Consider the following 21,748-nt stretch of genomic DNA (forward strand, 5'->3'; position numbering starts at 1 on the left):
AAAGATTGTTTTCATCGGTTGCAACGCATGGCGTTTAGTCGAGATGAACGCTCTCGCCACCTGCCCGCGAACCAAGTCCCCAATAGACAACCAGATCGACGTTGGGTTTGACGCCGCGCACGCTGCCATCTCCAAAGGCGAACTGCACCACCTGCGGATGCAAACTCTTAAAGCCATTGAAGCGATTGGCGGGGTTTGCGGTGTGCATGGCACTATCGCTCATCCCCGCTGTCGGACGTTGCGCGGGACTGGCCATAAAGTTCAAGGGTATGTTGACGCTGCACAGCGACAGGTTGGAAGTAAACGCCGCCAAGTGCCCCGAATGAGTAGGCAGGCTTTCGCCGATCAAAATTGTATTGGAAAGTCCATCGGTCACTTCTGCCGCGCGCACACCCGTTGGCCACCGATGAAACATGCCAGGCGCAGAACCTTTTTCGCCGTACTTCACGCCCTGGCAACAGGGGTTGCCGTCACCGGCGGTGGGGTTCGGGCAAAACGGACAGCCATCGCAATCGACGGGTCCCATCGAACCGGCATACCACAAGCCCGCGGCGACCGAAGAATTTCCTAAATTGCAACACGAGCAGCGCGCGGGCAACGGACCAGCGTGACCGGCGCCATCGCTGGGGCAACGATAAGTAGGGACGGTTCTGGTGACGGCGATCTTGTTCGCAGCATCGTCCATCGGCAGCTTGAAGTCGAACTTGTCAAAATGGGCCTGCTGCTCGATCTGAGGCAAGATGCAGGTTGACCAGCTATGGGGAGCGGCAACGGCCGTCGAAGGCAAATAAGAGTTGCCCCAGGGGAAAGTGCGGTTCGTCGATTCGTAGTTGATTAGTCCCAACGCGATCTGCTTGAGGTTGTTGCTGCACTGAGTTCGTCGAGCCGCTTCGCGAGCGGCCTGCACCGCGGGCAAGAGCAATGCGATCAACACACCAATGATGGCGATGACGACCAGCAATTCCACAAGTGTGAAGGCGCGGGCAATCTGCAATCGCCTGGTGGATAACATGCGAGGAACTTGGAGCGGAGAGGAACGAAGCAGGTAGCACTGCTATGCTCCGTTACTTTAGCTGGACAATCACCGTCTTTCCAAGGGTATTTTCGGCGGTTTCCAACGAACTGGTTTACTTGCGAAACCAGACGCGGGCCAGTTCGTCGGTCTTAAAGAAGTCGAGCAGTTGCTGCGCGACTTTACGGCGGCCTTGCTCCGAAGGGTGCGTGCCATCGTTGGCCAAATCCTCGCGCAGGTAAACGAGTTTGTCGGTTGCTCTGGGCGTTGTGCCGTCAGCCCAAAGATAGGGCCCCCAGAGCAGAACTGGCGCTTTGGCGGTTGCGTCGTTGCCGGCAGTCAGAGTGTCGCTACCCTTAATCTGGTCCTGAATCAACCAGCGCACAACGAATGCCGATTCGTAGGCATAGGGCTCTGGATTGAGAGGGGTGGTCGCATAGCCGGCGTAAATGCGGCTCGAGAGATACGCGACTCGCAGGTTGGGAAACTTGGCCTTGGCATTCTGTATGACTGCCAACGTATCTTGCTGCAACGTCTTGCCATGTTCGGGCAAATTGCCCCGTGGACCTTTATTGGCCAACTTGATCCAAGCGACCTGCACTTGCTGCGGGCTGACCTTGGCGGCGGACAGCAGATTGCTGGCGGTGGTCCAAGGCCGAGCAGCGGGGCTGGCCCACTCGGCCATTGCCTGGCCACCTTGAGCGCAGTCAACAATCTTCACCAATGATGACTTTTCCGGGTCGCGGTCGGCGATCTGCTTGAACATCGAGAACTCTTGCGTGGCATTCGACATGCTGATCGAAATAAGCCCAATCAGGCCATCGCTGGCCGGCTTGCCGTCGGCACCGAGCGGCTGAATCTGCTTCGACTCCGCAGTTGCCAATTGCAGATGCTTGGCAGGGGGCGTATTCGATCCCGCGCCATACAGGCCGCCATCTTCTCCCTGGTAGCGATCTTCGGCCTTCATTTCCGAGAGCGGTTTCAGACCGACCGATTCTTTACCCGACATTGCCGGAGAAACTGAGGCACGACGCGGTGCCGCGGCATCACCGCCGCTGAGACGCTCGAGAGCTTGCCAGGCCTGATAGGCGTCCGTGGCCCGCTGGAGAAATGCTTCGTCGGCAGCTGAAAGTGATTCGCCCGCCGCGCGCTTGCGCAACAACTCTCGCGCCCGGGCAAAATCGATGGCCTCTGCTGCAGCGGGCTTCGTCGCAGGATTCGCGGGTGCCTGCGCAAATGTCGACGTGAGGTTTACAGCCAGACAACTGACCACTAGCGAGAAAGCAAGCTTGCGAAACATAGTCGCCTCTTCCATTCAGTCGGTTTAGCGTGAAGGTGATTTCTTCGCGCGCAGTTTTTCAATCAGCCAGGCCGCAGCAGTTCTCGGATCGTTGTCTTCACCTGGCCGCACCGAAGTGGGGACTGCGCGATTCCAGCAGTCGACGAGTTGATCTTGCCGGAGGCGCAGTTGCGGCGACTCTGTAGCAACATCCGTCCGCACCATGAGCGGCAGTGGAACTGCGTCATGCGGTAGCAGTACTAACTGATTGCGGAGGGCGGTTTCCAGCGAGTCGATATTCCCCCGCGTATAGATCGCCGGTAAATCCATTTCGACCATCGCTTGAGCGACCATGTGCGGCAAAGGATCGGGGCCGGGGGGCAAGCGGCCGTCGTCGTCGCGGGGAACCTGAAAGTTGGTATCGTCTGGATTAGGCGGGATCAGGCTATCGCTCCAGACGGCAACGCGGTCCGGATCCCAACCTTGCCGCGTGGAAAGGTCGCCAAAAGTCGACAGCGCATCCTGAAGTTGTTCGTCCCGCAAATGATTGCCAAACATGGCCAGGGTCGAGGAGCGACTGGTGTTTCCGCTTCGGCGACCAGTGTCGGTGCCAGAACCGGTTAGCCCGGAGTTGTAAAGGTCGGGCAAGGCGACGCTGACGCCAGCATCGAGAAGCTGTGCAATGAGCGCAGCTCGCTGGCGGATGAAGTCCTGCTTCAGGCCGCGGTTGATGACGAGTACTCCAGGTTTGTTCTTGGCCGGAGCTGATGGAGGCTCGAGCACCAACAGAGGAATCAAGCGGTTTGGCTGGGCGCGCAGCACGATTTGGCGACCCTTCAAACCGTTGATCAGCATTTCTCCACTCTGCCAATCAACTGTTGGATTTGGTGAATCTTCGAATTCACTCGGCGCGCTGAGCGCCATCTTTTTCCATTGGGCCTGCAAGGGAACTAGCAACGGAACCGGCTGAAGCTTCGCATGCAGCTCGTCCGTGCAGCAGCGAAGTTCCGCCGAGTCATGGCGATCGGTCGACTCTTCGCCGTTGGGTAATTTAATCTCGAACCACTTCGCCAAGGCTTCGTGAATCTGTTTGCGATGCGTCTTGCCAATGTGCGTGCAATGACTACCCGGCGGATCCTTCGCCGTGATGGTGCCGTAGCCCGTGGCAAAAGAAAGTTGGTCGGGCTTGTCGTACCAGCCATAGATTTTCTCGAAGCGCCGCCAGACAGGATCGCGCTCGCGATCCCAGGCAAACTCGTGGCCATAGATTAGACGTCGCGGTGCGATGCTGCCGACAATGACCCATGGCAAAGTGCCATCCTTCAAAGAGCTGGCCAGATTGCGGGTCGATTCCCAGCCGCCACTACCACCGTAGTTGAACGACGTTTCAGCATCCTCGGGAAGCGGATACTTCGACTCGGGTTGCGGTCCACCGAAGTTAAACGGAGCCGCGCAGCTAATTCGCTCATCGAGCGCTGCTGCCACTGCGGCAGGATCGCCACCGCCGGCAACTGCGCCAAGCAAGATGATCTTCTCGCGATCAATGCCCGGCAAATCCCGCAGCAAGCTGACGCCACTCATCAAGTCGAGCGCCAGGCAGCCCATGAGACTTTCGCCAATAATGTTGAGCTGTAAATTCAAATCGTAGCGATGGTAATAGTCCTGGCGACTTACCTGAAACGGCTTCGCATAGTCGGCAGCTGATCGAAACGGATGCTGCTTGCGTTCCCCATGCCCCAGATGATCGGGCACGAGCACATAGCAACCGGCTCGCGCCCAGAGGACGCCCATGTCTTGTAACTCGCCGTTTTCCTTCGGCGTATGGTGAGCGTGGCTGACGATGAAGCCGGGCATCTTCTCGCGCGGTGGTTCGGGTGCGTATAGGTTCGCCGTGATCCATTGGCCGTAGGCGCTGGTATACAGCAGCTTCTCGATTCGATACCCGTCCCCCTTGATCTCTCCCGCCTTCTCCAGCGGCGCGTACTTGCTGGGTGGTTGCCAATCGTCTTTGGCAAACGAGCGACCGAGCGATTTCCGCAGTAGCTTGAGCTTTTCTCTGCGGAAGGCTTCCCACTCCTCACGAGACTTGATGGCGTGCCAATCTGCCGAGCTTTTTGCATTGGCTGCCTCACGCCGCTGACGCAAATCGTTGGGAACGTAGTCCCGTAACTTTTGCTTCACTTCGTCCGGCATATCGGGAGCGGTGAACTTGCTCAAAGTCTCCGTCAGCGACTGCCGATTCGCTTCATCGGCAAACGAGGTCACGGAGATCGCGAGCAAAGCAGTGAAGAGGAGCAAGCGGAAGGTAGAGGCAAGCATGACGACCTCGGCGAGAGAAGCAGGCACACGCATGGCAGGACAAGGCACAATCACTATAGTGAATAGCTGCGGCGTTATCGCTATTCTTTCCAGACGCCTGGTTTGCCAAACGATTTGTCATTCCCCTGAGTTCGCCCGCATGACTAACGCTCAAATCGCAGATGCTTTCGACATGATCGCCGACCTGCTGGAGTTTCAGGCGGCGAACCCATTCCGCGTGCGAGCCTATCGAAACAGCGCCCGCACGCTGCGCGATTACTCGGAGTCGCTGGCGTGGATCGCGACTCAGGAGAAGCAGAAACTGACGGAGATCGATGGCATTGGAAAGGATCTGGCGGAGAAGATCGTGCAACTCGTCATGACCGGCGACCTTCCTTTCCTGCAAGAACTGCGAGAGCAGGTGCCGCAAAGCGTCCTGGCATTGTTGCGCATTCCCGGTGTCGGCCCAAAGAAGGCCGCTGCCTTGCACAAGCAACTCGGCATTGCGACGCTCGACCAACTGCGCGCGGCTTGCGAGGAGCACAAGGTGCGCGATTTGAAAGGCTTTGGAGAGAAGACCGAACAGCTGATTCTCGCGGGCATCACGCTGGCCGCCACGGCCAGTTTGCGGTTGCTGTGGGCCGAAGCAGATACGCTGGCCAACTCGCTGCGGGAACACTTTAAGGATTGCCCCGGAGTCGAGCAGTTCGAGTTCGGCGGCAGCTATCGCCGTGGCAAAGAGACAGTCGGTGATCTCGATATTCTCGTCGTCGCTGCTGACCCGACCGCTGCCATGGATCGCCTCGGTGCCTTCGAGCAAACGAAAGACGTCATTGCCCGTGGCGAGACGAAAATGAGCATCCGCACGCACTCAGGGTTTCAAATCGACCTGCGTGTCGTGGCGGCAGAATCGTTCGGTGCGGCGCTGCAATATTTCACGGGCAGCAAAGAGCACAACGTAATCGTCCGTGGCATGGCAAAAGCCAAGGGGCTAAAGATCAACGAATATGGCGTGTTCAAAGTGACGGGAGATAAGGAAACGTATGTTGCCGGTACAAGCGAAGCCGATGTGTATGCCACCCTCGGGCTTCCTGAGTTCCCGCCCGAGATGCGCGAAGCTCGCAAAGAGTTCGATTGGGCAGCTGCGGGTGAATTGCCGGAGCTAATTACTGTCGACGACATTCGCGGCGATCTGCACATGCACACGCACGCCACAGATGGTACCGCTTCGATCGAGGAAATGGCCGCGGCTGCCCGCGCGCGAGGTTTGTCTTACATCGCGATCACCGACCATTCGCAGCGAGTCTCGATGGCCAACGGCCTAACTCCCGCGCGCTGCCTGGAGCAGTGGAAGGAGATCGACCGGATCAACAAGGATCAGCCCGCAGGATTTCGAATTCTTAAGGGAATCGAGTGCGACATTCTCGAGAAGGGTGGCATGGACTTACCCGACGATATACTCGCCGAAGCCGATTGGGTCATCGCGAGTGTGCATTACGGGCAGAAGCAACCGCGGGCGCAAATCACCGAACGCATTCTCGGCGCGATCGCTAACCCATACGTCTCGATGGTCGCCCATCCCACCGGCCGACTGCTCAATCGTCGCGAAGCTTACGAAGTCGATCTCGATGCCGTTTATGCAGCAGCCAAGGAACACGGCAAGTTGCTCGAACTCAATGCCAACCCCATGCGCCTCGACTTGAACGACGTACACCTGGCCGCCGCGAAGCAACATGGCATTCCCATCGTTATCAACACCGATGCCCACAGTACGGAAGGCTTGAATGTCCTGCGATACGGCATTCTGCAAGCCCGCCGCGCGGGCCTCACCAAGACAGATGTGGCCAACACTCGCACCTGGTTGCAGCTGAAAAAGCTGATTGGGAAGAAGTAATCCGTGCGCGGACTGTAACGACCGGCAACCTCAACGGCACACCGCTTGCACTCTATCGGCTGTTCACAACTGCTCGGACCCGAGCCTGTGAAAACGCCCTGTTTTCGCAGGTAAAGGTAAATCTCTGGCCTGTCAGCAGCCAATGTGGCTGAATTCGGAGCCCGAGCATCCTCGATAAAGGAGGCTGCAACATGATGACCCAAAATCCACAAGAGGCGCAACTGAAAGAAGTTGTCGAAAAGTTGGAGCGGTCGTTACTCACGCCAGTAATCTCAGGGGAACTCGTCAGCTGGGTGACAACGGTGCAGGATGGCGCGGATGAACTGGATGAACAGATCCGGCCATTCCTCGAAGTACTGCACGCGGAGTACAAGCAAATCGTCAAGGCAGACAGCGAACTGATGTCACGAGTTGAACAACTCGTCGCAGAAGAGAAGAAGATGCTACTCGCGCTCGAAGCATTTCGTTGCGACCTGCACCAACTAGCCGAGCGGGCACCGACTGTCTTCAGCGACGAAGCAAAGGTCGCTGACGAACGGAAGAAGGTTGAGAAACAGGGGACCGATATCCTCATTCAGATCAAGCGGCAACAGACTGCTGTTGCCACCTGGCTCAGCGAAGCTGACTATCGCGATCGTGGTCCCGTAGATTAGTTCTTTGCTGAGTTGCCGCTAGGCCTTGGCATCCGTTACAGGCTTGAACGTGGTGACTGGCAAGATGAGAATCTTGCCATCACCCAGGCGACCGGTGGATGCCTTCTCTTGAATCAGCTGGACAACTTCTTCCAGCCGGGAATCGTCGACCCACACTTCGATTTCGAGTTTGGGCAGAAATGCGAGGGCGTACTCCGTCTCGCCGTATTGATTCAAATAGTCCTTTTGCCGGCCATAGCCGCGAACTTCGCGCACGGTCAATGCTTCGACCGGTGCTCGCAACAACGCTTCGACCAGCCCCTCGGCCAGATGCGGCTTAACGATGGCCACCACTTGTTTCATGGCTCGTGCTGCGCCCAGTAGCCCGACGCGTCAGCGAGGGAGCTAGTTCGTTACGGGTTCGTCTTCAACGCGACGAGTTTCGCATCTTCGTTTGAGCCTGTTCAAGAACAGCTTGGCACGAATACCCGGCCGTGATCGTCGTCTTGAACCATCCCCTCGCTGACGCTTCGGGCTACTTCAAGATGGCCACTTCCAGCCGGCTTAGCTAAAAAAGTTCTCGCCGAACAGATTCATTTCCGGTCCGCTGGCGACCGTGATGTCGCCTTGAACGACCGTGCAGCACGCCAGCCGCATTTCATCCTCGTGACCTACATAAGCGAGCGTTGGAATTGGATCCGGAATCAGGACCGTCTTGAACCGGACCCATTCGGACATCGTCAGCTTGTTTGTGTTTTCGATTCCCTCGGTGATCAGCACGCGACACGTGCCGCAAACACCCTTTCCCGCACAGTTAAGAATACGGTTCACGCCAGCACCAACGCCATTCAAACCTTGATTCAGGTTGACGCCGGCCTTGATGGCCTCGTTGCGCAAGTTCGCGCCCATCGGTACTTCGATCTCTTTCTTCTCTTTGACAAACTTGACAATCGGCATGGCTGGAAAGGGGTTGGAGATCAGGGACTAGAAGCTAGGGAAATCATGGCTCCCTCTCCTCAGTGCCCCGAGGAGAGGTTGCGGGTAAAGGGCCGGCCTTTAACAAATCGTAGCTTACGCACACAATTGGGTTAAGACAGCTTTTACCTCTTCTCGATTGGTTGGAACTTTCGCTGCGTAGGACCGGTGTAGATTTGACGCGGGCGATAGATCCGCTTGGTTGGGCTGCGGTGCATTTCGACCCAGTGAGCGATCCAGCCCGGCAAGCGGCCCATCGCAAACAAGACCGTGAACATCTGCACCGGAATGCCCAGCGCGCGATAGATCACGCCAGAGTAAAAATCCACGTTGGGATAAAGCTTGCGTTCGATGAAATATTCGTCGCTAAGAGCGACCTGCTCGAGTTGTTGAGCCACATCGAACAGCGGATCGCTCACCGACAATTTGGCCAGCAGCTTGTCGCAAGCCTGCTTGATGATTTTGCAGCGTGGGTCGAAGTTTTTGTAAACGCGATGGCCGAAGCCCATCAGGCGGAAATTGCTCTTCTTGTCTTTCGCCATGTTCACAAACTTGCTGACGTCGCCACCTTCTTGAATGATTCGCTCGAGCATCAGCACGACGGCTTCGTTGGCACCGCCATGCAGCGGGCCCCAGAGGGCGCTGATGCCGGCCGAAATCGAGGCGAACAGGTTGGCGTTCGACGAGCCGACCATGCGGACGGTCGACGTGCTGCAGTTTTGTTCGTGGTCGGCATGCACGATCAGCAGCAAGTTGAGCGCGGCGACCGCATCGGCATCGATCTCATAGGGCTCGCAAGGAACCGCAAACATCATCTGCAAGAAGTTCTCGCAGTAACTTAAATCGTTCTGCGGATAGATGAACGGTTGGCCGGCAGACTTTTTGTAGCTGTAGGCAGCAATCGTTGGCAGCTTAGCGAGCAGGCGATGAATCGAAACTTCCACCTGGCGGGGATCGATCGGGTCGAGCGAATCCTGGTAGAAGGTCGAGAGGGCACTCACCACCGACGACAGAATCGCCATCGGATGAGCGTCACGCGGGAAGCCGTTGTAAAAGGCCCGCATTTCTTCGTGGATCATCGTGTGCCGGCGAATGGAATTCTTAAAATCTTCCAGTTGCTTGGCATTCGGCAATTCGCCGTAAATGAGCAGGTGAGCGACTTCGATAAAGTCGCAACCGGCGGCGAGTTCTTCGATCGGATAACCGCGGTAGCGGAGAATTCCGTTGTCGCCATCCAAAAACGTGACCGACGACGTGCAAGAGCCAGTATTGGCGTAGCCATCATCTAGCGTGATATGTCCGGTCGTTGCCAGCAGCTTCGAGACGTCAACGCCTCGCTCGTCTTCGCTGCCGACTACTACTGGTAATTCGTATTCTTTTCCAGCTAACTGGAGACGGGCCGATTCGGCTGACGTTGTCCCCTCAATCCCCTTGGCACCTTCTGCCATGCGATTTCCTTTCGTCCCCTCACTCTGGTTGCGCGTGCTTACTCGAAGACTGCCTACGGAGGACAGCTTGCCGGGTGCCCAGGTCGCGGGCCCTACTTCGCGACCAGGTCGCCCAGATTTGTGCGATGCTGGCAGTATAGCGGGGGAATCGGGTGCGGGTGAAGCGGCAGAGCCCACGGAAAAGTGGGCACTGCGGCAGAATGTCGCGACTTGAGGGTTCATCATCACGTAAAAACCTCGCTTCAATATTGGCATTCGTCGCTGGCAGGCGTTACCATGCAGGACCCCCTACCAATTCACTCGCCGCCTGTCTCGCCCGCCGTCAAAGCACTGTTCTCAAGGAACCGGCGTCAAAACACCGCCGTACCCTGCCTGCGGAGTACCTATGTTTCGCCTGCCACTGCCAACCCTCGGCCTGTTGTTATTGCTGGGCCAGGTGGCGCAAGCTGCCGACTCGCAATCGCCGTCGTTTGCTTACGACGTTGTGCCGACGTTCTATAAACTGGGGTGCAGTGCGGGGGAATGTCACGGCTCGTTCTCAGGCAAGGGAAATTTTCGCTTATCCCTCTTCGCAGCTGTGCCGGAGGATGACTTTCTCGAAGTGCGCGGCGCATTCGGCCGCCGACTCGATCTCAACCATCCGCGGCAGAGTCTGCTCCTCCAAAAGCCGACGGGCAAGGTTCCGCATGGCGGTGGTGTTCGCCTGGCCGTCGACAGCCCAGAATATGCCCTGCTCGAAGCCTGGATCAAAGCTGGCGCGAATCACGACGCAGCAGACTCGCCACAACTGAAGAGCATCCGCATCGAACCCGCGCAACTTGTCGCCAAGAAGAGCGTGCCCTCGGAACCCTTGAAGGTCTTCGCCCGCTTTAGTGACAACAGCGAGCGCGATGTCTCTGCTTATGCCCGGTACGAAACGCTCGACAGCGGCACCGCGAATGTCGCCAGCGATGGTCGCGTGACCACCCTGCGTGTCGGCGATACCAATATTCTGGCGCACTTCGCTGGGCAGATCGCCTTTGTGCCGGTCCTCTCGCCGGGCGAATTGCCAAAAAATGCAACGTTTCCCGATGAACCGCTGAGCGATGCGGTCGATCAACTCGTCGCGGGCAAGTTGCGGCAGCTGAATATCCTCCCTGCCGAACTGTGCAGCGACAACGACTTTCTGCGGCGAGTCTATCTCGATGTCGTGGGCCGCTTGCCGACCCCCGCTGAAGTGCGCGAATTCGTTGCCGACGCAGCACCCGACAAGCGAGCCCGCGTGATCGACCAGCTCTTGCTCGACCCGCTCTATTCGGCTGTCTGGGCGAACAAGTTGTGCGACGCGATGGGGGCCGACAATCGTACGATGTACGATGAATCGGTCTATCGCATTTACGACTGGATGCGGAATCGCTTCGATCGCAATGTTCCCTGGGATCAAATTGTGCGTGGCGCCATCACAGGGACCGTGGCCGATGGTCGCAGTGACGCCGAATTGATTGCCGATAACAATCGCCGCACCGAAGCGCGCAAGAAACAGGCAGAAGCTCAGAAAGCAGGAATAAAGGTCGAGCCAGTGCTGGCTGAACTCACCGACCTTCCGTTTCGTTGTGGTCCCGCCACACGTAACACGCTTGAAGACTTTACTTTTAACCTGAAGTTCCGCGTGCAAGCCGGCGAGCGGAAGGGGCAAATGGATGCCCGACCTCTCGCCCAGCATGTGGCGACCGCTTTTCTGGGCGTCAGGCTTGAATGTGCCGAGTGCCACAAGCATCCGCACGATCGCTGGTCGCAACAAGACTTCCTCAGTTTTACGGCAGCGTTCTCGTACGTCGGCCGCGGCGTTTCGCAGGAAATGCGCGACAAGAAGTTGAACTACATCAACGGCGTGTTTGTGAGCGAGAAACCGCTGGAAGAATTTCTCGATCCCCGCACCGGAGAAGTGTTGCCGCCGCGCCCCCTGGATGGTCCTGTCATTGAAATCAAGCCGGGCATCGATCCCCGCGCGGAAGTTTGGAAGTGGATGGTCTCGCCAGAGAATCCGTACTTCGCCAAGGCAATGGTTAATCGCGTCTGGGCTCATTATTTTGGCCGCGGCCTGATCGAACCTGCCGATGCGCTGGCTGCTGCCAATCCCCCGTCGCATCCTGCGGTGATGGACGAACTGACCCGCGAGTTTGTCAGCAGCGGTTATGACCTGCGCAAACTCCATCGCCGCATTCTAAACACTCGCACCTATCAGCGCGATTGGGCGACCAACACGACCAACCACGATGACGAACGAAACTTCTCGCATCGCGTACTGCGGCGCATGTCAGCCGAAACTGTGCTCGACGCGCTCGCAGATATCACGGCAACTCCCCTGAAGATGGACCTGCTGGTGTATGGCGGGCCCAAAGACAATCGCACGGTTACCCGCGCGATCGAGATGCCCCTCAGCCGTCCACGTGGTGACGATACTTACGTGCTGCGAATCTTCGACAAGCCCCAGCGGACCCAAAGTTGCGATTGCGAACGCTCGTCGATGCCGAACTTGAGCCAGTCGATGTACTTCTATAACGACACGGCGCTAATCGAAAAAATCACCGCTCCCGAAGGGCGCTTGAGCAAACTGCTGAAAGACGTGAGCGACAACAACGCTCTGCTCGACGAGTTGTACTTGCTCACGCTCGCGCGCGTGGCGACCTCCCTAGAGCGCGAGCAAGCGACGAAGTACCTCTCGGGCGTCAGCTCGCGAGCCGAAGGTTTCGAAGATTTGTTTTGGTCGCTGCTGAATCGGCAAGAATTTCTGGTCACGCACTAACTGCGGAACATACGATGTCACTCCTCAAGGGCTGCCGAAACTTCACCCGCCGCGATGTGCTGCAACTGGGCGCATTGGGTCTCTCGGGACTCACATTGCCTAACTTGCTGCGGGCGGAACAAGACGCGGGCAAGGCAGCCCCCAAGGCCAAGAACGTAATCTTCATCTGGCAACAGGGTGGGCCGCCGCATCAAGACATGTGGGACATGAAGCCCGATTCGCCCGCCGAAATCCGGGGTGAGTTCAAACCGATTGCCACGAATCTGCCGGGCTACCAGGTCTGCGAACTGATGCCGCTCCTGTCGCAACAGATTCATCGCCTCTGCATTCTGCGCGGCGTGAATCATCACATTCCCGATCACAATCCCGCCAGCATGTTTATGCTTGGCAGCGGCAATGCCCCGAGCAGTGCCCACAAGTTTCCCACCTGGTCGGCTGTCGCGAAGCGCGAACTGGCCGAAGTGGTCGGCACTCCCACGTCGGTCGCCATTCCCGTCGAACCGAGCGAAGGGCCCGGCGCTGGCTTTCTCGGTTCGGCCTGGCAATCGTTCGCCCTGCAAGCCGACCCGAATGACAGCGAATTCAAAGCCCGGTCGATGTCGATGCCGCCGGGCATCGATGCGGCACGCTTTGAACGTCGTCGCCAGTTGCTGAAAGACACGGAGCACTCGTTCGAGCGGCTGGTCGAGCGCCCCGATCTACTCCGCGCGCAGAGTAAATTCTATGAAGACGCGCACCAGATCATCCTCTCGCCCAAGACCAGCGGCGCGTTCCGCATGGACGAAGAGTCGGCCGAGAAACGTGATCGCTTTGGCCGCAATAAGCTCGGCCAGCGGCTGCTCCTCGCGCGGCGGCTGATTCAATCGGGTGTCCGGTTTGTCACCATTAACGAGCCTGTCGGTTGGGACACACATGCCGACAACTTCAAACGCCTGCGAACCAATTTGCCGGTAGTGGACCAGGCCGTAAGTGCTTTGCTCGATGATCTGGCCGAGCACGAACTGCTCGACGATACGCTGGTGATGATGTTTGGCGAATTCGGTCGCACACCGACCATCAACAAGCAAGCCGGTCGCGATCACTGGGCCAAGGCGATGAGCATAGTCCTCGCCGGCGGCGGCGTACCTGCTGGTCTCATTTACGGTGCCACCGACCGCGACGGAGCTCACGTCATCGACAAGAGCCATTCCCCTGCTGACTTTGCCTGCACCATCTACACACTCTTGGGGATTAATCCCCACAAGATCTATCAAACGCCTGCCGGCCAACCCGTACCGCTCGTCCTCGGCGGCAACCCCATCGCTGCCGTTTGTGGCTGAGGACTGAGTAGCAGTCGGGGCCACGCCTGACATGACCCAGCGAGCCGAGTTACAGTAATCCTCCTCGCTCGATTGTGTCCGCCGGCAGTCCCAGACGTTTGCTCCTCGCATGACTCCTGCAGCCCGCTTTTTATTTTTGCGCATTCTAGCAACGCTGATTTTCTTGGCGTCGGGCGCTGCGGGCATGATCTATGAGATTTCGTGGTCCCGGCAATTCGGCAACGTGTTCGGGCATACGGTCTATACATCGGCGCTGGTGCTCTCGAGTTTTCTGGGCGGCATGGCCATCGGCTATTGGCTTGCGGGCAGGTATCGCGGACAGTGGCAGCCATTGATGGCCTACGGCATTCTGGAAATTGTGGCCGGAACTTGGACACTAATCGTTCCGTTCCTGCTGCACGCCGCGGCGACCACGGTGATCGGCTCGCTGGAGCCGGGGCCGCTGAGTAGCTACGTAGCGCTGCGGGTGATTTTTAGTTTCCTCGTTCTCCTGCCGGCCACTGTTTCGCTGGGAGCGACCTGGCCTTTGATGGCTGCGTTCTTATCGCCGCGCAACGCGCCCGCGCCGCAGTGGCTTAGTTGGGGCTACGCGACGAACACTGCTGGAGCCATGCTCGGCTCTGTACTGGCGACGGCCTTTCTGCTCGTGAATGTGGGTGTCACTTTGTCCAGCTATCTCGCCGCGGGGGTTTCGATCGCGTGCGGACTCCTTGCGATTCTGGTGGGGTTCGCTGGGCAAACCGAAAGCGGTAGGGAGAATATCGACTCGCAGGATTTGGTGGGCGATCCTGGCAAAGTGATGATCCGCACGGCAGATCTGTCGGAAACGATTCCGCTACGGTGGTGGCTGTTGGTGGGCTTCTCGGGATTTTCGATTCTCGCGCTCGAAGTCCTCTACATGCGACTTTTTTCGCTCGTGTTTCACAACAGCACGTATACATTCGGTGCGGTTGTCACTGTGTTCTTGTTAGCCCTGGCATTGGGGTCCACAATCATCGGCTTCCTAGGGAACCGTCTTGCGCCGGCGACGTTGGCTGCCTGGTCGTGCGGACTCGGTGCGGTTGGCATCATGCTGTCGATTGCCATCTTCAAGCGCTGGACTAATTTTCAATACTTCAGTGAAGGCACCTCGTTCGAAACTTACCTACTCGCCGCTTTCAAGCTGGTGTTTTGGGTCGTACTGCCGCCGATTACCGCACTGGGCATGATCTTGCCGTTGGCCTGGCGGGCCATCGAGCCAAAGGTCGCACGTGAATCGCAAATTGCCGGACTCACTGCTGTGAGCACTATTGCCGGCGCACTCGGTTCGCTTACTGCGAGTTTTTTATTGCCGCTGCTGGGATTGTGGGGCAGTTTCATTGCGCTGACGGCGCTCTATCTGCTCCTCTGCTTCGGCATGCTAATCGGTCGCGGTGCGATTTCGCAGGCGCTGGCCTTCGCCATCGTGGCGACAGTGGCGCTGGAGTTCAATTGGAGCACGATGCGCAAAGTGAACACCTTGGAACCGGGCGAAACACTACTGCAGCGGTGGGAAAGCGCTTATGGCTGGATCGATGCGATTGAGTTCACCGACAGCCGTGGGTTCTCATCGCGCACGACTCGGCAAAATCTGCATTATGGCTTTGGTAACAGCCGGACGAGTGTGCAGCGGGACTATCGTCAGGGACATTTGCCGCTGCTGCTGCATGGCAAAGCCCAAGATGTAGCCTTTCTCGGCCTGGGAACGGGACAAACGGCTGCGGCGGCGGTTCCACATGAGGAACTCAAAAGCATCGTCGTGGTGGAACTGATTCCCGAAGCGGTGCTCGCCGCGCGGTATTTGAGCGAGACGAATCGAGGCCTCATTGATGCGCCGCGCGTCGAAATTCAAGTGAACGATGCCCGCCGCTTTCTCAGTGGCAGTGGCCGGCAGTTCGATGTGATTGTGTCAGATCTGTTCGTACCGTGGGAGAGTCACACCGGCTATCTCTATACCGTCGAGCACTATCGCGCAAGCCAGCGGTCACTTCGGCCCGGCGGGCTGTTTTGCCAATGGCTGGCGCTGTATCAAATGGGCCCCGCCGACTTCGAAGCGATTGCCAACAGCATGGCGAGCGTCTTTCCCAACGTCACGCTTTGGTGGGTCAGGCCGAACACCAATAGCCCGGTGCTCGGTTTGATCGGCACCGAGAAACCAATTGTGTTTGCTCAGACAGCTGCCGCCCAAGGCTGGCTGGAACACAATCCGCATACGGGCGAACACGATACGCTGCTGGCTGACGAGCAAGCGATCCTCTCCTACTACATTGGCGATTGGCACCCGGTGCGCGGCGCAAAGCTCAACACCGACGAGCATCCGATTGTGGAATTCTCTGCACCCATCGCGCACGGCAACAATCGCAAATTGCGCGGCCCACCCATGCAGGACTACTTCGAGCGCGTCCTCGCCTCACTGCCGCAGCGCGGAGTGGATGTAACGGGCGTCACCGGCCCCGCAAGAGATCATGCCTGGCGTCTCACCCAGCAGCGGCAATTGCTAGGGATTGAAGTCGCCTCGCCGCCGACGAAACCGTAACTACGGTTTCAACACATCCGCCATCTGCTCGACGATTCGCGGCGTCGCCAGATTCGGGATGCGTTGAATGAGGTGGACAAAGTTATCGGCCAGAATCTCGTCGGGGTGAATGATGTAGTTGGTATTCTTGCCGATCTGGTCATGAAAACTTGTGACCTTTGCGGGATCGAGCACTACGGGCTGATCGCCTCTCAGGCGTGGTTGCCATTTGCCGTCGACCTTGTCGACCACAAGCAGTTTGAAGGTCACGTAGCGAAAAAAGGTGCCTCCGATCTTGGCGTCGTAGTCTTTTGGCGTCGCATAGATGATGGGGACCGCAGTCACTTGTTGCTCGTCGTTTTTGAGTTCAATGAACGAGTCGAGGCGCGGCGCATCGGGATTTGTGATGCGGCGTTCTTCAAGCGAAGCGGGGATCTCGATTTCGTCGCGCACCGTGAAGCCGACAATTTTGTAGAGCGCGTGACGAGTGGCTGCATCATGCCGGCTGAGGACATGAAACAACTCGTGCAGAATTAAGGCGTCGAACTGGGGCGACGGATAACGCAACACCTTCGAAGGCAAGATGATGGAATTGCCACGCGTATAGGCGGCTTCTCCTTCTTCTTTGCCGGTCGTGCGGATGAGGAGTACTTCCTTCGGCAGGCGCAAGCGATAGGGGGCCAACTTAGGCCGCAGCGACTCGACTACCTTGCTGATTTTTTCGCGTTCGACGGGCGTCCAATCCACGACTTGCTCAGTGACCAGTTTTTTCCAATCGTCCTTGGTTACCGCGCGGTCGGTCTGCAGACGAGCTTGGAGGTCGAAGCGGCTGAGTCGGCGGGAATAGTCGTCGTCGGCCAACAGGACTTCGCGCGCGGCTGCTGGTTCGGCAAAGACCAGGCTGGTGCCCGCCGTGAGCTCCAGCGACGCCAGCGGTGCCTCGACCGCAGGCCTTTCGTCGGCGATCAGTTTCGTGGGCGCGAGTGAGACGAGCGTGGCCAGCAATACCAAGAGTGGCAGTTTCATGGGGTTTACTTCGCAGCGAAAAGAGCAGCGCGGCACAGTGTACAAGCGGGATACCTCTAATTTAGCGGAACCTTTATGATTGCTGGGGAGCGGACTGACAGCATGACAGGACCGCATCCGAAGCTGGGATTTGAGGCAAGTGAACTGATATGGCACGTTGGCCGCGACATTTTTGGACGACCGTGTTCACGTATGGCGCGATTTTTGTACTGTTCCCGCTGTTGAGTTGGCTGGCGTATGCCTGGGTTCAAGGTTGGCTGTTTCGAGGGGACTGATGACGAGCGACGCGAAGCGAGATCTGCTGCTGGATAAGTTACGGCCTGCCGGCCAAGAACATTTATTGCAATTCTGGTCTCAATTGCCCCCCTCTGAGCAAGCGAAGTTGGCCGAGCAGATCGCCGCGCTCGATCTAGCAACCTTCACCCAGCTCAAAAAAAAGTATGGCGGCGTTAGCGCGGCCGAACGCGAGAAAACGGACGATCCTCGCGCACATTGGGCGGCCCTCGCTGCTCGCGCTACATCCCCCCCGGCAATGCGACTCGATGGGAGCGGAGTACCCTTCACGAAAGAGGCGGCGATTGAGCGCGGCCAGCAGTTGCTCCGTGACGGCCAGGTCGGCATGATTCTCGTCGCGGGCGGCCTCGGAACCAGATTGGGCTTTGATGAGCCCAAGGGGATGTTTCCCATTGGCCCACTCTCTCAGCGGCCGATGTTTCAAGTGCTGATTGAACAGCTGTTAGCAGTTCGCGAGCGGTACGAGGCCAAGATCCCACTGTATGTGATGACTAGTCCCGCGACGGACCGAAAGACACGCGAGTTTCTCGCCGCGCACGATAACTTTGGCCTGCCCGCCGACGATTTGCATTACTTCTGCCAGGCCACGATGTGGGCCGTCGATGACCAGTGGCAACGGATTCTGCTGGCCTCTCCCAGTGAACTGGTCCTTGCCCCGGACGGTCACGGTGGAATGCTCAAGGCCTTTGAGAAGAGTGGTGCCCTGGCCGATTGCCAGCAGCGGGGCTTGAGCGTCCTCTTCTACGGACAAATCGACAATCCACTGTTGCAGGTCTGCGACCCACTCTTGCTCGGCAGCCACCGGCTCGCTGGTTCGGAAATGACGACGCAGGTGGTGAAGAAGCGGCATGCACTCGAGCGCGTTGGGAATCTTGTGGCGGCCGATAATCGCGTGCTGATGATCGAATATAGCGATCTGCCCGATGAATTCGCCAAGCAAACGTTGCCGGATGGTTCGCTGAAGTTCTGGGCAGGCAACCTGGCCGTGCATGTGCTCGATGTCGCCTTCCTGCAGCGCTCGGCAGTTGCCGACGATGCTTTGCCGTTTCATGTGGCTCACAAAAAGACGCCGCATATCGACGAAAGCGGCAAGCGCATCGAGCCCGACAAACCAAATGCCTATCGCTTCGAGCGGTTCATTTTCGACTTGCTCAATTCGGCAAACAATGCCCTGGTGGTCGAAGCAGATCCGGCCGATGCCTTTGCGCCCGTGAAGAACGCAGATCGTGAACCGACTGACAATGCGCCGCTGGCCAGGCAAGCGATGATGGCCCTGCATCGGCGCTGGCTGCGGGCGGCCGGGGTGCAGATTGCCGATGATGTGCCGGTCGAAATTAATCCGCTGTTTGCAGCTTCGCCTGCGGAGATTGCCGCGAAGCTGCCGCCAGGAACAAGCATCGAACAGCCAACCTACTTTTCTCCAGCGGGCCCGACAGTGGTTCGCGAACCATCGCGTTAAGGACTGACGCTCATGCTTCATGCGGTCATCATGGCGGGCGGCGCGGGAACTCGCTTCTGGCCTCTCAGCCGGACGACGACTCCCAAGCAATTACTGGCGCTCGTCGGCGCGCAAACGATGATTCAACAAACCGTCGCGCGCTTGGACGGCCTCGTTTCACCCGAGCGACTGCTCATCGTTACGAACCAACGACTCGTGCAGCCGATGGGCGAACAATTGCCGCAACTGGCGAGTTCGCGCATTCTCGGTGAACCCTGCAAGCGCGATACCGCTCCCTGCGTGGGTCTCGCGGCCTTGCTGGTGAGTCAGAACGACCCCAACGCCACAATGGCTGTGATGCCCGCCGATCATCTCATCCAGCCCACGGCGGCATTTCAGGCTGCGCTGAAACAAGCCGTGGAGTTGGTCGAGCAAGAACCGGCGCGGATCGTAACCTTTGGCATCCGTCCCACCTACGCTGCTGAAATCTTTGGGTACATCGAGTGTGGCGATCCGCTGCCACTTGGCACGGGCAAAGGTGCTGTGGTCGATAGTGCCAGCGCCTATCGCGCGACGCGTTTCCGCGAGAAGCCGGCTCGCAGCGTGGCCGAACAATATCTGGCAGCTGGCAACTTCTTTTGGAACAGCGGCATCTTTGTGTGGAAAGCAAAGACGATTGTCGACGCGCTGACGAAGTTTGAGCCGCAGATGATGGCACACTTGCAAACAATTGCTTCGGCCTGGGGTCAGCCCAACTTTAACGCGGTGTTCGATCGCGAGTTCACCGAGATTCGCGGCAAGAGCATCGACTTTGCCGTGATGGAGCACTATCCGAACATCGTGGTGCTGAAGGCGTCCTTCACTTGGGACGATGTCGGCAGTTGGCAGGCGATTGCCCGCACTTCCGGCAGCGACGCCCAGGGAAACACGATTCAAGCCAGGCACGTAGGCATTCGCACCACGGGCTCGATCGTGCGGGGAACGGACGATCACTTGCTCGTTACATTGGGGATGCAAGACTGCGTCGTCGTGCATACTCCCGATGCGACGTTGGTCGCCCATAAGAGCGAGGAAGAAGCCATTCGCGAAGTCGTGAAAGAACTCGAGCAGCGGGGCTGGCGCGAGTATCTTTAGGCCGATCGTACCTGGTTTATAGCTTGAAGTGCATGGCTTCCAGCTTGGTCAGATCGACGACGGCAATCTGGTGTGGATTGGCGCGATACAGCGCGCCGGGATTGAGGACCAGCGTGCGCCCGTCGAGATGCTGCTCGGCGATGTGCGAGTGACCATAGCAAACCAGGTCGTACTCGTTGCCGGTCGTCACCCGGCGAAAGCGCCGGGCATCGTCGCTGTGCAACAGGGCGATTCGACGCCCGTTCAGCATGAAGTCGGCAAACGCGCCGTGAAACCTTCCCCCAGCAGCCGTCACAGCTGCCGACAGCGCGTCCTCCTCACCGTGGTCAACGTTCCCCACGACATAGTGCGTGGGCCAGAGCGAGAAGGCCCCCGGAATGGCCGGCGAACCAATATCACCGCAATGCAAAACGGCTTCCACTTCCAGCGATTGCAGCATTCGCGCCGCGGCCTGAGCATTCTGCAAATGAGCATGGGTATCGCTGACAATTCCAATCCGCATGTTTGGTCACTCGTTCCTTCGTTTGAATCGCCCGACAATCTGTCCCACGCTCGTTCGAGTGTAGCAGCGAAAGGTCGGACGTTGCAAAAAGGCAACATGTTCCCGGCGTGCGAAATCGATCCGAATTTGTCTAATTCACGTCTGCGTAAGCGTTTGCCTGCTGATTCGGTGAACAACAATTGTCGCGGCATTCCGATTGCAATGGCTATTGAAATGACTTCTGCCCATGCAGAGCCCACGTCCCCTCGGGCTCCACATCGGCAGAAGCTCCTCGCACCGCGCCTGCCCGCGGTGAGTTTTTCTGGTGACCTGCCGGCGGGGTCGTTACTGAAAGTTCGGCATGAATCTGGGCGATCTTCTCGAAATCGGCGCTGTTGCGGCGACTCATGCGCCCGTTTTCATCGAGTGCCGAGCCTGGATTCCGCACGGAGCCATCGAGCAATACTGGTCGGCCTCGAAGTCCCGTCAGGAACGCTGGTATCGGCTGTTCCGCGGTTCGACTTCGGGAGTGCGTTCGACCACACGACTGTCGGAAGTCGTCTACGAAGTGCTGGCCAGCGAGTTGCTCACGCGCGTGTTCACGGCGATGTGCGCCGGACACGATCGAGCCTCGGGACACGTCGAGCTGGAACCGATTGCCCATAGTATTCTGCTCGGGCACTTGGAAGCCCGAAACTGCGCCCTGCAATGGATGGTGACCGGGGAAGGCATCGACTTGAAACGGGCCGTCGATTGCAATCGCTTTCGCCGCCGCATCGAACGCTGGACCGACATGCTGCTGGGGCGGATGGCCGCCTATTGCGATCCCACTCCGCTCGCGTTCGAACCTGAACGAGCCATCGACTTTTCGGAAGACTTCGATTGCTCGCAGTCGTCGAACGAATTTGCTTGGAGCTTGGCGCTAGCGGCGACGCGCGCTTCGTTTCAAACGCTCACGCAGCCCACGTTTCACGCCGATCTGAACCGGGAAGTGGCTTCCTCGGTGCTGGGCTGCTTAGGAACGGATGTGTTCGATAGTCTAGGACTCGGCAGATCGCTATGGCTGGAGCGACTCTCGCGAACCGCCAGCGATACACAGGGAATGATCGATCAGCTCATTCGCCTCGATGCGGGCTTGCCTACGACCGAACCGCATCGTTTGCGCGGCACCCCCAAGCGACGACGAAAGTCGTAACGCCC

The 21,748-nt window shown here is 58.2% G+C and carries 16 protein-coding genes; 8 read left to right on the plus strand and 8 right to left on the minus strand.

Annotated features, from left to right (window positions below):
• Positions 1-34 precede the first annotated feature (34 nt).
• The 3 genes from ETAA8_RS33435 to ETAA8_RS33445 form a co-directional block, all read right to left on the minus strand.
• Entirely contained in the window at positions 35-1,012 is a 978-nt protein-coding gene (locus tag ETAA8_RS33435; RefSeq protein ID WP_145099564.1) for a DUF1559 domain-containing protein, read from the minus strand.
• A 115-nt stretch (positions 1,013-1,127) separates the two neighbouring features.
• Complete coding sequence (locus ETAA8_RS33440; protein WP_145099567.1) at positions 1,128-2,312, minus strand: hypothetical protein; 1,185 nt, start codon at positions 2,310-2,312, stop codon at positions 1,128-1,130.
• A gap of 24 nt (positions 2,313-2,336) precedes the next feature.
• A complete protein-coding gene (locus ETAA8_RS33445; RefSeq protein ID WP_202921430.1) occupies positions 2,337-4,610 on the minus strand; it encodes an acetylxylan esterase in 2,274 nt (757 codons plus the stop codon).
• A gap of 139 nt (positions 4,611-4,749) precedes the next feature.
• Here ETAA8_RS33445 and polX point away from each other — a divergent pair, with 139 nt between their 5' ends.
• Together polX and ETAA8_RS33455 are read left to right on the plus strand one after the other, a co-directional pair.
• Positions 4,750-6,483, plus strand: a complete 1,734-nt coding sequence (gene polX / locus ETAA8_RS33450; protein WP_145099574.1) for a DNA polymerase/3'-5' exonuclease PolX — start codon at positions 4,750-4,752, stop codon at positions 6,481-6,483.
• Positions 6,484-6,674: 191 nt separating this feature from the next.
• Positions 6,675-7,136: a hypothetical protein gene (locus ETAA8_RS33455; protein WP_145099577.1), complete on the plus strand. Its 462-nt coding sequence runs from the start codon at positions 6,675-6,677 to the stop codon at positions 7,134-7,136.
• An 18-nt stretch (positions 7,137-7,154) separates the two neighbouring features.
• On the opposite strand, the gene ETAA8_RS33460 is transcribed toward ETAA8_RS33455, so the two are convergent.
• The 3 genes from ETAA8_RS33460 to ETAA8_RS33470 all read right to left on the minus strand — a co-directional run bounded on the left by ETAA8_RS33460 (position 7,155) and on the right by ETAA8_RS33470 (position 9,538).
• Positions 7,155-7,478, minus strand: coding sequence for a P-II family nitrogen regulator (locus ETAA8_RS33460; protein WP_145099580.1), 324 nt, complete (start codon positions 7,476-7,478; stop codon positions 7,155-7,157).
• 201 nt (positions 7,479-7,679) lie between these two features.
• Complete coding sequence (locus ETAA8_RS33465) at positions 7,680-8,072, minus strand: 2Fe-2S iron-sulfur cluster-binding protein (RefSeq protein WP_145099582.1); 393 nt, start codon at positions 8,070-8,072, stop codon at positions 7,680-7,682.
• A 143-nt stretch (positions 8,073-8,215) separates the two neighbouring features.
• Entirely contained in the window at positions 8,216-9,538 is a 1,323-nt protein-coding gene (locus ETAA8_RS33470; protein WP_145099585.1) for a citrate synthase, read from the minus strand.
• Positions 9,539-9,923: 385 nt separating this feature from the next.
• On the opposite strand from ETAA8_RS33470, the gene ETAA8_RS33475 reads away from it, so the two are divergent.
• From ETAA8_RS33475 to ETAA8_RS33485, 3 genes are all read left to right on the plus strand, one after another.
• The gene (locus ETAA8_RS33475) at positions 9,924-12,323 is read left to right on the plus strand and encodes a DUF1549 and DUF1553 domain-containing protein (RefSeq protein ID WP_145099588.1); all 2,400 of its coding nucleotides are present in this window, start codon (positions 9,924-9,926) and stop codon (positions 12,321-12,323) included.
• A 14-nt stretch (positions 12,324-12,337) separates the two neighbouring features.
• The gene (locus ETAA8_RS33480) at positions 12,338-13,642 is read left to right on the plus strand and encodes a DUF1501 domain-containing protein (protein ID WP_145099591.1); all 1,305 of its coding nucleotides are present in this window, start codon (positions 12,338-12,340) and stop codon (positions 13,640-13,642) included.
• A 184-nt stretch (positions 13,643-13,826) separates the two neighbouring features.
• Positions 13,827-16,196: a fused MFS/spermidine synthase gene (locus tag ETAA8_RS33485; RefSeq protein WP_202921431.1), complete on the plus strand. Its 2,370-nt coding sequence runs from the start codon at positions 13,827-13,829 to the stop codon at positions 16,194-16,196.
• On the opposite strand, the gene ETAA8_RS33490 is transcribed toward ETAA8_RS33485, so the two are convergent.
• Positions 16,197-17,201 carry a hypothetical protein gene (locus ETAA8_RS33490; RefSeq protein WP_145099597.1) on the minus strand — a complete coding sequence of 335 codons (1,005 nt, stop codon included), beginning with the start codon at positions 17,199-17,201 and terminating at the stop codon, positions 16,197-16,199.
• Between the two features lie 274 nt (positions 17,202-17,475).
• Between ETAA8_RS33490 and ETAA8_RS33495 the strand changes: the two genes are divergently transcribed.
• Positions 17,476-18,954, plus strand: coding sequence for a UTP--glucose-1-phosphate uridylyltransferase (locus tag ETAA8_RS33495; protein ID WP_145099600.1), 1,479 nt, complete (start codon positions 17,476-17,478; stop codon positions 18,952-18,954).
• Between the two features lie 12 nt (positions 18,955-18,966).
• Positions 18,967-20,067: a mannose-1-phosphate guanylyltransferase gene (locus ETAA8_RS33500; RefSeq protein ID WP_145099603.1), complete on the plus strand. Its 1,101-nt coding sequence runs from the start codon at positions 18,967-18,969 to the stop codon at positions 20,065-20,067.
• A 16-nt stretch (positions 20,068-20,083) separates the two neighbouring features.
• Here ETAA8_RS33500 and ETAA8_RS33505 read toward each other — a convergent pair whose 3' ends face one another.
• A complete protein-coding gene (locus tag ETAA8_RS33505; RefSeq protein ID WP_145099607.1) occupies positions 20,084-20,569 on the minus strand; it encodes a metallophosphoesterase family protein in 486 nt (161 codons plus the stop codon).
• Between the two features lie 340 nt (positions 20,570-20,909).
• Here ETAA8_RS33505 and ETAA8_RS33510 point away from each other — a divergent pair, with 340 nt between their 5' ends.
• On the plus strand, positions 20,910-21,743 hold the full coding sequence (locus ETAA8_RS33510; protein WP_145099610.1) for a hypothetical protein: 834 nt from the start codon (positions 20,910-20,912) through the stop codon (positions 21,741-21,743).
• Positions 21,744-21,748: the final 5 nt, after the last annotated feature.

It is taken from the genome of Anatilimnocola aggregata (assembly GCF_007747655.1).
Classification (GTDB): Bacteria; Planctomycetota; Planctomycetia; order Pirellulales; family Pirellulaceae; genus Anatilimnocola; species Anatilimnocola aggregata.

Coding starts and splice junctions, on each gene's coding strand:
- ETAA8_RS33485 (WP_202921431.1), top strand. CDS start 13,827: ATGATCTATGAGATTTCGTGGTCCCGGCAATTCGGCAACGTGTTCGGG.
- ETAA8_RS33500 (WP_145099603.1), top strand. CDS start 18,967: ATGCTTCATGCGGTCATCATGGCGGGCGGCGCGGGAACTCGCTTCTGG.
- ETAA8_RS33490 (WP_145099597.1), bottom strand. CDS start 17,201: ATGAAACTGCCACTCTTGGTATTGCTGGCCACGCTCGTCTCACTCGCG.
- ETAA8_RS33470 (WP_145099585.1), bottom strand. CDS start 9,538: ATGGCAGAAGGTGCCAAGGGGATTGAGGGGACAACGTCAGCCGAATCG.
- ETAA8_RS33435 (WP_145099564.1), bottom strand. CDS start 1,012: ATGTTATCCACCAGGCGATTGCAGATTGCCCGCGCCTTCACACTTGTG.
- ETAA8_RS33480 (WP_145099591.1), top strand. CDS start 12,338: ATGTCACTCCTCAAGGGCTGCCGAAACTTCACCCGCCGCGATGTGCTG.
- ETAA8_RS33475 (WP_145099588.1), top strand. CDS start 9,924: ATGTTTCGCCTGCCACTGCCAACCCTCGGCCTGTTGTTATTGCTGGGC.
- ETAA8_RS33445 (WP_202921430.1), bottom strand. CDS start 4,610: ATGCTTGCCTCTACCTTCCGCTTGCTCCTCTTCACTGCTTTGCTCGCG.
- ETAA8_RS33465 (WP_145099582.1), bottom strand. CDS start 8,072: ATGCCGATTGTCAAGTTTGTCAAAGAGAAGAAAGAGATCGAAGTACCG.
- ETAA8_RS33510 (WP_145099610.1), top strand. CDS start 20,910: ATGAATCTGGGCGATCTTCTCGAAATCGGCGCTGTTGCGGCGACTCAT.
- ETAA8_RS33460 (WP_145099580.1), bottom strand. CDS start 7,478: ATGAAACAAGTGGTGGCCATCGTTAAGCCGCATCTGGCCGAGGGGCTG.
- ETAA8_RS33505 (WP_145099607.1), bottom strand. CDS start 20,569: ATGCGGATTGGAATTGTCAGCGATACCCATGCTCATTTGCAGAATGCT.
- ETAA8_RS33455 (WP_145099577.1), top strand. CDS start 6,675: ATGATGACCCAAAATCCACAAGAGGCGCAACTGAAAGAAGTTGTCGAA.
- ETAA8_RS33440 (WP_145099567.1), bottom strand. CDS start 2,312: ATGTTTCGCAAGCTTGCTTTCTCGCTAGTGGTCAGTTGTCTGGCTGTA.
- polX (WP_145099574.1), top strand. CDS start 4,750: ATGACTAACGCTCAAATCGCAGATGCTTTCGACATGATCGCCGACCTG.
- ETAA8_RS33495 (WP_145099600.1), top strand. CDS start 17,476: ATGACGAGCGACGCGAAGCGAGATCTGCTGCTGGATAAGTTACGGCCT.